Annotated in this window: 11 protein-coding genes; 7 read left to right on the top strand and 4 right to left on the bottom strand. The window is 70.3% G+C overall.

Translation table 11 applies throughout. The annotated features are described in order from the left end of the window. The first annotated feature begins 5 nt into the window (after positions 1-5). The 4 genes from IU449_RS12150 (at position 6) to IU449_RS12135 (ending at position 4,630) form a co-directional block, all read left to right on the top strand. Positions 6-263: a hypothetical protein gene (locus tag IU449_RS12150; RefSeq protein WP_324188200.1), complete on the top strand. Its 258-nt coding sequence runs from the start codon at positions 6-8 to the stop codon at positions 261-263. Positions 264-314: 51 nt separating this feature from the next. Next, positions 315-1,940 (top strand): FAD-binding protein, encoded by a 1,626-nt coding sequence (locus tag IU449_RS12145; protein WP_195001900.1) that lies wholly within the window; start codon positions 315-317, stop codon positions 1,938-1,940. A gap of 428 nt (positions 1,941-2,368) precedes the next feature. Further along, positions 2,369-3,565, top strand: a complete 1,197-nt coding sequence (locus IU449_RS12140; RefSeq protein WP_416382132.1) for an NAD(P)-dependent malic enzyme — start codon at positions 2,369-2,371, stop codon at positions 3,563-3,565. A 129-nt stretch (positions 3,566-3,694) separates the two neighbouring features. Next, positions 3,695-4,630 (top strand): glycine betaine ABC transporter substrate-binding protein, encoded by a 936-nt coding sequence (locus IU449_RS12135; protein ID WP_324188199.1) that lies wholly within the window; start codon positions 3,695-3,697, stop codon positions 4,628-4,630. A gap of 94 nt (positions 4,631-4,724) precedes the next feature. Here the strand turns inward: IU449_RS12135 and IU449_RS12130 are convergent, their stop codons facing one another. Further along, entirely contained in the window at positions 4,725-5,069 is a 345-nt protein-coding gene (locus IU449_RS12130; protein WP_195001898.1) for a hypothetical protein, read from the bottom strand. Positions 5,070-5,305: 236 nt separating this feature from the next. On the opposite strand from IU449_RS12130, the gene IU449_RS12125 reads away from it, so the two are divergent. Together IU449_RS12125 and IU449_RS12120 are read left to right on the top strand one after the other, a co-directional pair. Then, positions 5,306-5,905, top strand: coding sequence for a PadR family transcriptional regulator (locus IU449_RS12125; protein ID WP_195001897.1), 600 nt, complete (start codon positions 5,306-5,308; stop codon positions 5,903-5,905). A gap of 47 nt (positions 5,906-5,952) precedes the next feature. After that, positions 5,953-7,428, top strand: a complete 1,476-nt coding sequence (locus IU449_RS12120) for a DHA2 family efflux MFS transporter permease subunit (protein ID WP_195001896.1) — start codon at positions 5,953-5,955, stop codon at positions 7,426-7,428. Between the two features lie 27 nt (positions 7,429-7,455). On the opposite strand, the gene IU449_RS12115 is transcribed toward IU449_RS12120, so the two are convergent. Continuing rightward, positions 7,456-9,108: a molybdopterin-dependent oxidoreductase gene (locus IU449_RS12115; RefSeq protein ID WP_195001895.1), complete on the bottom strand. Its 1,653-nt coding sequence runs from the start codon at positions 9,106-9,108 to the stop codon at positions 7,456-7,458. A gap of 276 nt (positions 9,109-9,384) precedes the next feature. Beyond that, the gene (locus tag IU449_RS12110) at positions 9,385-9,792 is read right to left on the bottom strand and encodes a RidA family protein (RefSeq protein WP_195001894.1); all 408 of its coding nucleotides are present in this window, start codon (positions 9,790-9,792) and stop codon (positions 9,385-9,387) included. Between the two features lie 111 nt (positions 9,793-9,903). Between IU449_RS12110 and IU449_RS12105 the strand changes: the two genes are divergently transcribed. After that, on the top strand, positions 9,904-10,320 hold the full coding sequence (locus IU449_RS12105) for a winged helix-turn-helix transcriptional regulator (protein ID WP_195001893.1): 417 nt from the start codon (positions 9,904-9,906) through the stop codon (positions 10,318-10,320). A 68-nt stretch (positions 10,321-10,388) separates the two neighbouring features. Here the strand turns inward: IU449_RS12105 and IU449_RS12100 are convergent, their stop codons facing one another. Continuing rightward, a complete protein-coding gene (locus IU449_RS12100) occupies positions 10,389-12,182 on the bottom strand; it encodes an AMP-dependent synthetase/ligase (RefSeq protein ID WP_195001892.1) in 1,794 nt (597 codons plus the stop codon). Positions 12,183-12,188: the final 6 nt, after the last annotated feature.

The following is a 12,188-nucleotide window of genomic DNA, read 5'->3' as shown; positions in this document are numbered from 1 at the left end:
GACCGGTGCGTGCGCTCAGCGGCACGGTCGCGGCCGGAACGGTGGTGCTCGCGCTGGTGGTGATCGGTGCGGCGTTCATCGGCGCGCGGCGCGGTTTTCCCGGTCCAGGTGGTGAATCGGTGTTCTGGCATATCGCGGTCGCGGCCACAGTGATCGGCGCGCAACTTTTCTCGGATCGTCGCGGGGGAATAGCCGCCCTGATCGGCTCCGGGATCGTTTTCCTGTCTTCGGCGATATTGATTTGGACACAATGGTGGGGTTGAGCCCCGGGTAAAGGTTGCGGCCCGGTGAAATGTGGCCGAATATTCCGTTGTATGACCGAGATCGAGACGGATGTGCTGGTTCTCGGCGGGGGGCCCGCGGGCATCTGGGCAGCTCTCTCGGCCGCCGCCGACGGTGCTCGCGTCGTTCTGGCCGACAAGGCGCGCTGCGCGGGTGGGGGACCGGCCGTCGACGGGATCCGCCCGCTGTGGACCACCCCACCCGGTCCGGCGCGCGAGGAGGCGGTGCGCCAGGCACTGCGGCACGGCGGTGGGCTCGCCGACCCGCTGTGGATGCATCGCGTTCTCGACGAAACACACCGTCGCGCAGGGGAATTGGAGCGATGGGGATATCGCTTCCCGATGTCGCGCCGGGCGGTCGCGCCCGCCGGTGCCCGCCTCGACGGCGCCCGCTACCTGCGGCTGCTGCGTCGCCGACTACGCCTGGCGGGTGTGCTCATCCTCGATCATCATCCGGCGCTGCAGCTGCTGGTGGACGCTTCGGGAGCGGTCGCGGGTGCCTCCGGGACGACCCCGCGCGAGCGATACCGGAGCTGGACCGTCCGAGCGGGCGCGGTCGTCATGGCGACCGGCGGCTGCGCGTTCCGTTCCGCCGCCGTGGGCACCGAGACCGCCACCGGAGACGGCTTGCTGATGGCCGCCGAGGCGGGCGCGCGCCTGTCCGGCATGGAATTCTCCGGCGCCTACGGGATCGCCGTGGCACACAGCGCCGCGGGGCCGATCGACCGCTCGGCGCTCGCCCTGCATCCGGTCCTGCGCGCCGCGCCGCTCTACGACGAATCCGGCGCCGCGCTGCCCGGACACCGGTCCGCCGCGCTGGCCGCGCTCGCCGCGGGCAGGCGGGTCTTCGCCGAGCCGACCGGTCTGCTGAGCGCTACCAGGGAACGGCTCACCCGCATCGGCCTGCTCGACGCCGCCGGCCGGATACCGATCCGCGCCGTGCTGGAAGGCACGGTGCGCGGCAGCGGCGGCCTGGCGCAGGCCGGTCCGGACTGCGCTACCACCGTGCCCGGCCTCTACGCCGCGGGCGATGTCGCCGACCGTCAGGCGGTCTCCGGCGCCGCGGGCGGCGCGAGCGGCAGGCACGCCGCCTGGGCCATCGCCTCGGGCGTATGGGCGGGCCGGGGCGCGGCCGCGCGTGCGCGGGAACTCGGCGTGCCCGCGCGAGTGTGCCCGGTGCCCGGCGCGGGTCTGGCTGCCCGCTCCATGGTCGATCCGCGAGCGGTGATCGGGCTGGTGCAGGAACACACGCTGCCGCTGCGGCGCAGCTACCTGCGCAGTGCGGGCAGCCTGCGCGACAGCATCGGCGAACTCGATCTCATCTGGCCCGGCGCCCGCCTCGACCTGGGCGGGCGCGGCTCGGATCTGGTGCGCGCGCGGGAGGCGGCCGCCATGCTGGCGGTGGCGCGCTGGACCGTCCACAGCGCGCTGGCCCGTACCGAGACCCGCGGCCTGCACCATCGGACCGATCACCCCGCCCTGTCCCCCCAGTGGCGTACCCGCCTGCTCGTCGAGGGGCTCGACGAGGTCGCGGTGGCGCGCGACCGGCCGGCCGCCGCCGCATCGCCGCCCGCCCGTCGGTCGCCCGCCGCCAGGCAGCCGGACCGGTCCGGCGCGGCGAGACCCGATCTCACCCCGGTCGATCCGGTCCCGATGTGACAGCTCACCGCGCGCCGTGCCCCGACGGCGAGTTTCCCCTAACCCGGAGGTAATTCCCGGGCCCTACGCTCGGGATATGGCCAAGCACCGGTTTCCCCGACACCGGTTTGGCATGTCGTCGGCCCTGCTGGCAGAATGTTGCGGATTCCGTATCCTTGCCACCGCCGGGTCCGGAAGCACGGTGACCCCCGCCGCCCGACGTACCGTCGCCCCGTGGGCCGCCCCGATCATTCCGTCCGGACACACCCGTCCGGCTCCGCCCCGTGATCAGCACGGCGCCACATCCCGAATTTTCCCCGACTGTTCCGGTACGGTCGCGACGACGAAATTCCGGCAGGCGCTCGCGATCCGCGGCACCGAGCACCAGATATCAACTACCCGGCGGTAACCGTCCCCCGGTTGAGCCAGAACCGAGCAGGAGTGAAATCGTGTCATCTGTGACTGACGCACCGAATGCCACCGCGAGTTTGTCCGAAATCACCCAAGAAGAAATCTTCGCCGGACATCTCGGAGGCAAGCTCTCGGTCGAGCTCTCCTCACCGCTGGAGACCCAGCGGGACCTGTCCATCGCCTACACCCCGGGCGTCGCGCAGGTCAGCCGCGCGATCGCGCAGGACGAATCGCTGGCCAAGCGCTACACCTGGACCGACCGCCTGGTCGTCGTCGTCAGCGACGGCACCGCGGTGCTCGGTCTCGGTGACATCGGCCCGCGCGCCTCGCTGCCGGTGATGGAGGGCAAGGCGGCGCTGTTCAAGAAGTTCGCCGGCCTGGACTCGATCCCGCTCGTGCTCGACACCAAGGACGTCGACGAGATCGTCGAGACCCTGATCCGGCTGCGCCCGAGCTACGGCGCGATCAACCTGGAGGACATCTCCGCCCCGCGCTGCTTCGAGATCGAGAAGCGCGTCATCGAGGCGCTGGACTGCCCGGTCATGCACGACGACCAGCACGGCACCGCCATCGTGGTGCTGGCCGCCCTCAACGGCGCGGCCCGGGTGCAGGGCCGTGGCATCGAGGGCCTGAAGGTCGTGGTGTCCGGTGCGGGCGCGGCCGGTGTCGCGTGCACCAACATCATGCTGGCCGCGGGCGTGGCCGATGTGACCGTGCTCGACTCCAAGGGCATCGTCAGCGCCGACCGCGGCGACCTCAACGCGGTCAAGGCCGAGCTGGCCCAGCGCACCAACCCGCGCGGCCTGGTCGGCGGCTCGGCCGAGGCGCTGGCGGGCGCGGATGTGTTCCTCGGCCTGTCGGCGGGCGTGATCCCCGAGGAGCTCATCGCCACGATGGCCCCCGAGTCGATCGTGTTCGCCATGTCGAACCCGGACCCGGAGATCCACCCCGACGTGGCGCGCAAGTACGCCGCGATCGTGGCGACCGGCCGCAGCGACTTCCCCAACCAGATCAACAATGTGCTGGCCTTCCCCGGTGTGTTCAAGGGCGCGCTGGACGCGGGCGCCCGCCGCATCACCGAGGGCATGAAGATCGCCGCCGCCAACGCCATCCTGAGCGTCGTCGCCGACGAACTCGGCCCGGAGAAGATCGTGCCCAGCCCGCTGGATCCGCGCGTCGCCCCGGCCGTGGCCGAGGCCGTCGCGGCCGCCGCGCATGCCGAAGGTGTTGTGTAGTACTCGATCAGCTGGTTCGCCGAGGCGCCTCGCTCCCACCGGAACGGGGCGCCTCGCCGTTTCTCCGACGACGGGTCAGCGGTGCGGCCGGTCGGTGACTCGGCAACCGGCCGACGGTACATTTCAGCGGTGCCCGAACCGCTCTCAGCCCGTGTGACCAGGTCGTCGAAGCGCTCGCCCCGGATTCGGGCCGTCGCACTCAGAGTCGTCGCGGTCGCGGTCGTCGCGCTCGCGGCGTTCACGGTCTCCTGCGGCAGCGCCGATCGGGACCGGACCTTCGTCGTGGGCGCGGGCGAGAGCGCCGAATCCCGGGTACTCGCCGAAATCTACGCGGGCGCGCTGGCGCGCACCGGTCTGCCCGTCCGCGTGCGGCCCGATCTCGGTCGGCGCTCCGATTACCTCGCCGCGCTGGACGCGGGCGTGGTCGACCTCGTCGGCGAGCAGACCGGCGATCTGCTCGCCGCCCTGGATTCCGGCTCCACCGCGCGCACTCCCGACGATGTCGTCACGGCCCTGTCGCGCGCCCTGCCCGCCGATCTCACCGTGGCCGATCCCGCCGACGGCGTCGACATGCGCGCCCGGCTCGTCGTCGCCGCCGACCGCGCGGCCGTCGACGGCCTGGACACCGTCGGCGATCTCCTTCCGCGCTGCGCCGAGACCACGGCGGCTCTGGCTGTGCTTCCCGGCCTGCTGCGCGATGCCACGGAAGTCGTCGTTCACAACTGCGCCTTCGCCACGCTCGCGCCCGCATCCGACCCGGTCGCGCTGCGCGAATCCCTGCGATCCGGCGCGCTCCAGGCGGGCCTGCTCACCGGCCCGCCGGAGTTGGCCCCCGGCGCGACCGACGGCCTGACCGTGCTCGCCGACGAGGACTACGCGATCCGCGCCGAGAACATCGTTCCGCTACTGCGCGGCGGACTGCTCGACGAGGTGCGGATGCGCAAGCTCAACTACGTGGCGGGGGAGCTGACCACCGCCGAGCTGGTCGAGCTGATCCGGGCCGTCGAGGCGGGTGGTTCCGCACCTGAGCTGGCCCGGCGTTGGCTCGACCAGCACGGTCTCTGACCCCCCGACGGGAATCCGGCAAACGACCACAGAGGACGGCCTCGACCAGGGGCGGCTGTGGTTACCGCGGACACCGCCAGGACGCACGGCAGGATTACAGACGTCCGTTTCCCCAGCAGGTCTCGTCGCCGCTGGCGCTCTGCAAGTGGCATGTCACCCACCAGACCGGGAGCCTGATCAGCAAGGACGGGTCGTCGATGATCCAGGCCATCACCGCCGAGCCGACGAACGGGTCTCCCTCGGTACTGCCGGTGGTGTCGACGCTGCCGGTGGCGGCGTTCCCCGATCCGCTCGGGGTGGATGTGCTCGCCGGGTATTCGAGCCGAAGCGGCTCGCCCGTGGCGGTCCCGGTACCGGCGAGAGTGGCCAGGGCGACGGCGGCGACGGCGGCGACAGTGGCGGCGTTGCGTGCTGGGTGTGATGACGAATGTTGTTTCACTGGTGCATCTTTCGAGGCGATCGGCCGACGGCCGTACTGGCGGACGCGCTCAGTGTAGGAACTCTGGAAACTATCTGTTTCAGATTGTGTGCCCCCATTTTCAGGGGCGCGTGGCCGTCTGCGAGAAATCGGGATGCCGCCCCGGTGGGTGCGGGCGTATAGTCCACGTGGAGTATTCCGGTTCGAACATATCGGCGCCCGCGGGCGGGATCGTGCGGCAGAGGAAAGGACCCGCGATGGGAAAGGTGTGCGGCACACCGACCGCTCTGGCGATCGCGGTGCTCGCCTTGCTGGACGAACGGCCCATGCACCCCTACGAAATGTTCCAGACGATGGTCGGCCGCGGAGAGGACCGGCTGGTCAAGGTGCGGCCGGGCTCGCTCTACCACACGGTCGCGCGATTGACCGATCAAGGACTGGTGTGTGCGGGCGGGGTGGACCGGGAAGGCAACCGGCCCGAACGCACCACCTACCGGATCACCGGGCAGGGGCGTGCGACGTTGCGTGCCCGGATCGCGGAGATGCTGCGCGCGCCGGCGCCGGAGTATCCGGAATTCCTGCTGGGACTGGCCGAGTCGCACTCGCTGCCCGCCGATCAGGTGGTCGAGTTGCTGCGGGACCGGATCGCGCAGCTCGATGCCGAAATCGCCGAACTCGATGCGGCGATCGCCGCCGCCGCACGCCTCGTCGCCAGGCGCTACTGGCTCGTCCTGCCGTACCGGCGCGAAACCGTTCGCGCGCAACGCGACTGGCTCGCGCGGATGGTCGACGAACTCGCCCGAGGCGAGCTGGAGTGGGAGGAGTCCGAGCCGGAACCCGGCGAACGCACCGCCTGACCCCTGTCCCACAGCTTTTCCGCAATTCGCAGTGAGGAAACATCCCCGTGTCCGAAAGCCGTAATCCGTGGCTCGCGCTGTCGGCGCTGGTCGTCGGCTTCTTCATGATCCTGCTCGACATGACCATCGTCGCGGTCGCCAATCCGGTGATCATGACCGACCTCGGCGCCGACATCAACGAAGTCATCTGGGTGACCAGCGCCTATCTGCTCGCCTACGCGGTGCCGCTGCTGATCACCGGCAGGCTCGGTGACCGCTTCGGTCCCAAGAAGATCTACCTGCTCGGCCTCGCGGTGTTCACCGCCGCATCGCTGTGGTGCGGCCTGTCGGGCACCGTCGAGATGCTGATCGTCGCCCGCGCGGTGCAGGGCCTCGGCGCGGCGCTGATGACGCCGCAGACCATGGCGGTGATCACCCGCACCTTCCCGCCGGACAAGCGCGGCGCCGCGATGGGCCTGTGGGGCGGCGTGGCGGGCTTGGCGACGCTGGTCGGTCCGCTGCTCGGCGGCGTCCTGGTCGACACGCTGAGCTGGGAATGGGTCTTCATCGTCAACGTGCCGGTCGGCATCGTCGCCTTCGCGCTGGCGATGTGGCTGGTGCCCGCGTTGCCGACGAATCAGCACAAGTTCGACATCCCCGGCGTGCTGCTCAGCGGTCTCGGCATGTTCCTGCTGGTCTTCGGCATCCAGGAGGGCAGCGCCTACGACTGGTCGTTGCGGATCTGGCTGCTGATAGGCGCGGGTGTGGCGGTCCTGGGCCTGTTCCTGGTCAACCAGGCGCGCAACACCGGAGAGCCGCTGGTGCCGCTGGAGCTGTTCAAGGACCGCAACTTCGCGTTGGCGAACGTGGCGATCGCCGCGATGGGCGCCGCGGTCACCTCGGTGATGGTGCCGGTCTACTTCTATCTGCAGTCGGTGCGGGACATGTCGCCCACCGCCTCCGCGCTGGTGCTGGCGCCGATGGCGATCGTCACCGGGTTCACCGCGCCCTTCATCGGCCGCTTCTCCGACCGGCTCCCGCCGCGCGTGATACCGACCCTCGGATTCCTCGGCTTCGCCCTGATGATCTTCTGGTGGTCGGCGGTGATGACCCCGCAGTCGCACCTGGCGTGGTTCCTGATCGCCGCGGGCATCGCCGGTCTGGCCAATGCCTGCATCTGGGGGCCGCTGGCCTCCACCGCCACCCACAACCTGCCGGTCCGGCAGGCGGGTGCGGGCTCGGGCATCTACAACACCACCCGCCAGGTCGGTTCGGTGCTCGGCACGGCCGCGATCAGCGCGCTCATCGCTTCGCGACTGGCCGCGCACGGGCTCGGCGACGGCGGTCCGGTGGGGGAGGGCCTGGGGCACCAGGGCGCGCTTCCGCCGCAACTGCTCGACGGGTTCAGCTCTTCGCTGGCCCAGTCGATCATCCTGCCCGGTGCGATCCTGCTGATCGGCGTGGTGGCGTCGGCGTTGTTCGTCGGCCATCCCGCGCGCAAGGCCGAGGTCGAGTCGGCCGACGCGGATTCGGTGTCGGCCTAGACGATGCCCCGCCGCGGCGCGCTTCGCTCACTCGACCCGGAGCGTCACGCTCGGATAGCCCGTCGCGCCGTCGGGCACCGACCCGGCGAATTCGCTCGTCTGGGTCTCACCGGTCCCGTCGGTGGCCCGGGCGCGCAGGGTGTGCGGTCCGGTCGTGGCTTCCCAGTCGAAGACCCACTGCCGCCAGGTGTCGACGGATTGCACGGTGGACAGCCGCGCCCGCTGCCACGGACCATCGTCGACCTGGACCTCCACCGCGCTGATGCCCCGATGCTGGGCCCAGGCCACCCCGGCCACCGGGATCCGCCCGGCCGTCAGCTTCGTTCTCCGCCCCGGCGTAACGATCCGGGTGCCGGTCTTGATCGGGCCGCGCGCCGACCAGCCGCGCCGTGTCCAATAGGCGGTGGCCCGATCGAACCGGGTGACCTCGAGTTCGGTCACCCATTTCGTCGCCGAGACATAGCCGTAGAGGCCGGGCACCACGAGCCGGGCCGGATAGCCGTGGTCGACCGGCAGCGGCTCCCCGTTCATCCCCACCGCCAGCATGGCGTCGCGCCCATCGGTGAGCACCGCCAGCGGGCTGCCCGCCGTCCACCCGTCCTTGCTGCGCGAGAGCACCATGTCCGCGTCGGGCAGCGGGCCCGCCTCGGCGAGCAGTTCGTCGAGCCGGTAGCCGCGCCACAGCGCGTTGCCGATCAGATCGCCACCCACCGGATTGGACACACACGCCAGCGTGATCAACCGCTCGATCGCCGTGCGCCCGGCCAGCTCCGCCCATCCGATGCGGATCTCCCGCTCCACCATCCCGTGGATCCGCAGCGACCAGTCCTCGACCGACACCTGTGGCACGATCAACGCGGTGTCGATCCGGTAGAAATCGGCGTTGGACGTCACGAACGACGACAGCCCCGGCACCTTCAGATCGGCCCCCGGCGCGAGCGAGATCGGCGGCCCGCTCGCCTCCGGCAACCGGATCGCCGCCCGCTCGGGGCCCACCCCGGCTCGCCATCCGCCCAGCCAGCGGCCGGCCACCCCGGCCGCGACCGCGGCGCCACCGGCGATCGCCATGCCACGCAACAGTTCTCGCCGGGCCGATCCACTCGCCTCCGGCGTCCGGCCTTCCCCGGCCCCGCCGCCCGCGCCCGCGGCGCGGCCGTTGCCGGCGGCCTCTGTGCCGTCGCCGAAGGCGGAGTCGGATGGCTCGGCGCCACCGACGGCCGCGCTACCGAGCTCCGGCGCGGGTGAATACGCTTGCTCGGCATCGTCGATGCGCCGGGTGAGACTGCGTAGTGCCCAGATCCCGGCTGCCGCGCCGAGCAGTGTCGCGAACGCGCCGGGCCCACCGTGCCGGTTCACGGCGAGCAGCGTTGCCGTCACCGCGAACACGGCGAACAGCGCGGTCCCGATGGCGCGATGCGTCCGTTCCAGCGCACCGGCGAGCCCGGCCACGGTGAGAGCCACCAGCGTCATGCACACGAACAGCACGATCTTGTCGGCCGTGCCGAAGGTCTGGATCGCCCACTCGCGCAGGCTTTCCGGCGTGTGGTCGACCACCGCCGCGCCGAGCACGTAGGGCGGAGAACTGCCGGGCCGGACGAAGGCCGCGACGAGTTCGGCGACGCCGAGGACGACGATCGCGCTCACCACTCCGGTCGCGACCCGCCATCGCACCAGCGCCATGCCGCGAGCCTACTGCCGGACCGCCCACCCGCGCGCCGGGAAAAGGGCGATCAGCGGTCGCCATCAACGATCCGGGCGACACCGATCAGCGCCGACTCCGGCCGGGGCGGCTCCGGTCGTGCCGCCCAGCGCGCCCTCGTGGCTACGGTGTCGGCCTTCCCGCTCGGCGTCGCTGTCGTTCCCGTCATCGCCGGGGTGGCGCTGCCGTACGCCCGGGAAAGCGATCGGCCGAGGAGATCAGGAGGCTCGGCCGGGCAGGCGCGCCGTGGGCTGTGCTCAGCCGATGACGGCGGTGGCCTCGATCTCGACCAGATACGCCGGATCGGCCAACGCGGCGACACCGATCAAGGTGCCGGGCGGAACGGGCGTCACGCCGAACCTCGCCGCGGCCCGGGCGACGCCCTCGGTGAACTGCGCCATCTTGTCCGGCGTCCAATCGACCACGTAGACGGTCACCTTCACCAGGTCGGTGATGCTCGCGCCCGCCGCGGCCAGGGCGGTGCCGACGTTGAGGTAGCTCTGCTCGACCTGTGCCGCCACATCGCCCGCACCGACGGTGGCGCCCTCGGCGTCGACCGCGACCTGCCCGGCGACGAAGATCAGGGTCGACCCGGTCGCGACCGACACCTGACGGTAGGCGTCGACCTTCGGCAGGGCATCGGGGTTCACCAGCGTGATGGACATGTTTCGTGCTCCTCGGTACTCGTGGCATCCGGTCACTTGCGGTTACTCGGTAACCATAGGAGAGTGAACCGTGACCTGGAAGAACGCACCTTTTCGTAACCGAGGAACCCCATGGTGACCAAGCAGTTCACACCCCCGGCCGACCACGCGGATGTGACCGGCGACGCAGACCGGCCCGATCCGTCCGACCTCTCGCGCGCGGATTCACTGGCGCGCGAGATCTTCTCCGATATCGCCAACAAGTGGACCCTGCTGATCGTGGAGACGATCGGCGAGGACACCCTGCGCTTCACCGAACTGCGCAACCGCGTCGAGGGCATCAGCCACAAGATGCTCACCCAGAATCTGCGCATGATGGAACGCAACGGCCTGGTCGAGCGGACCGTCCACTCGGTCGTGCCGCCCCGCGTCGACTACCGGCTCACCGATCCCGGCCGGGCGCTGCGCGCCACCGTGGACACCATGTGCGCCTGGACGCAGCGCTTCCTCACCGATATCGAGGACGCCCGCCGCCGCTTCGACGAATGATTCCTCAGCACACGAAAGCGCCGCCGGCGGAACGAATCCGCCGACGGCGCCGCGTCTGCCCGAGATGACTAGCTGTAGATCTTGTCGACCTCTGCCGCGTACTGCTTCATCACGACATTGCGCTTGAGCGACATCTTCGGGGTGAGTTCGCCGGTCTCCTGTGTCCAGTCGACGGTCAGGATCGAGTGCTTCTTGATCTGCTCGGCCTTGGAGACCAGCCGGTTGGTCTCGTCGATCGCGGCCTTGATCTCGGCGAGCATCTCGGGGTGTTCGACGATGTGCTCGATCGTGACCTCCTCGCCGAGCTGGTGGCGTTCCTTCCAGCCGGGCAGCGCCTCCGGATCGAGCGTGATGAGCGCGCCGATGAACGGCTGACCGTCACCGACCACCATCACCTGGCTGATCAGCGGGTGCGCCCGCAGCGAGTCCTCGAGCAGCGCGGGGGAGACGTTCTTGCCGCCCGCGGTGACGATGATCTCCTTCTTGCGGCCGGTGATCGTGATGAACCCGTCCTCGTCGATCGCGCCGAGGTCGCCGGTCTTGAACCAGCCGTCGACGAAAGCATCGTCGGTGGCCTCCTGGTTGCCCCAGTAGCCGCTGAACACCACCGGTCCGCGCAGCAGCAGCTCGCCGTCCTCGGCGACCTTGGCGGCGTGGCCCGGGAGCGGACGGCCCACCGAGCCGACCCGGATGTTGCTGCGAGTGTTCACGCTGACCGCGGCGGTGGTCTCGGTCAGGCCGTAGCCTTCGTAGATCGTCACGCCGACGCCACGGAAGAAGTGGCCAAGGCGCGCGCCCAGCGGGCCGCCGCCGGACACCGCGGCCTGGCACTGCCCGCCGAGTGCGGCCTTGAGCTTGCTGTAGACCAGCTTGTCGAACAGCGCGTGCTTGAGCTTGAGACCCAGGCCGGGGCCGCCGGTGTCGAGCGACTCGCTGTAGGCGATGGCGGTCGCCGCGGCGGCGTCGAAGATCTTGCCCTTGCCGCCGTCGTGCGCCTTCTGCTTGGAGGCGTTGAACACCTTCTCGAACACGCGCGGCACCGAGAGGATGAAGTCGGGCTTGAAGGCGCCGAACTGGTCGACCAGCGTGGTCCAGTCCGAGGAATGCGCGACGATGACCTTCGCGTCGAAGGCGGCCAGCGCCACCGCGCGGGCGAACACGTGCGCCAGCGGCAGGAACATGAGGGTCTTCTTGCCCTCGCTGACGTACTCCGGCAGCGCGTGCCGGTCGGCCACGGACTCCGCCCACAGGTTGGCGTGGCTGAGCATGACGCCCTTGGGGCGGCCGGTGGTGCCGGAGGTGTAGATCAGGGTGGCGGGCGAGCTCGCGACGACCTGCTTGCGCCGCTCGTGCACCTGCGCGTCGTCGAGATCCTTGCCGCGCTCGGTCAGTTGCTCGATCGCGCCCTTGTCGATCTGGAGGATCTCGGCCAGCGCGGGCAGCGCGCCGTCCTCGATCTCGTCGATCACGGCGCGGTGCTTGTCGCTGTCGACGACCAGCAGCTTGGTCGCGGAGTCCTGCAGGATCCACTTCGCCTGCTCGGCCGAGGAACTGTCGTAGATGGCCACCGTGCAGCCGCCCGCGGCCCAGATCGCGAAGTCGAGCAGCGCCCACTCGTAGCGGGTGGGGGCCATGATGGCCACCCGGTCGCCCAGTTCGATGCCCGAAGCGATCAGACCCTTCGCCACGCCGGTCACGGCTGCCGCGAACTGCGCCGCGGTGACATCCGACCAGCTGTTCTCGCCATTCGGCACCTTGAACAGCACGGCGTTCGGCGACTGTTCGGCATGGCGGAAGACGTTGTCGGAATTGTTCGCGTCATCCGGGATTGTGTAGGAAGCCGGGACTTCGAACTCTCGCATCAGTGC

This window comes from Nocardia higoensis (genome assembly GCF_015477835.1).
GTDB lineage: Bacteria > Actinomycetota > Actinomycetes > Mycobacteriales > Mycobacteriaceae > Nocardia > Nocardia higoensis_A.
The sequence above is the reverse complement of the archived record's forward strand: the minus strand, read 5'-3'. Positions and strand labels throughout refer to the sequence as shown.

Excerpts from the sequence above, each read along its gene's own strand:
- IU449_RS12110 (WP_195001894.1), bottom strand. The coding sequence starts at position 9,792 with ATGTCCATCACGCTGGTGAACCCCGATGCCCTGCCGAAGGTCGACGCC.
- IU449_RS12115 (WP_195001895.1), bottom strand. The coding sequence starts at position 9,108 with ATGGCGCTGGTGCGATGGCGGGTCGCGACCGGAGTGGTGAGCGCGATC.
- IU449_RS12100 (WP_195001892.1), bottom strand. The coding sequence starts at position 12,182 with ATGCGAGAGTTCGAAGTCCCGGCTTCCTACACAATCCCGGATGACGCG.
- IU449_RS12145 (WP_195001900.1), top strand. The coding sequence starts at position 315 with ATGACCGAGATCGAGACGGATGTGCTGGTTCTCGGCGGGGGGCCCGCG.
- IU449_RS12125 (WP_195001897.1), top strand. The coding sequence starts at position 5,306 with ATGGGAAAGGTGTGCGGCACACCGACCGCTCTGGCGATCGCGGTGCTC.
- IU449_RS12105 (WP_195001893.1), top strand. The coding sequence starts at position 9,904 with ATGGTGACCAAGCAGTTCACACCCCCGGCCGACCACGCGGATGTGACC.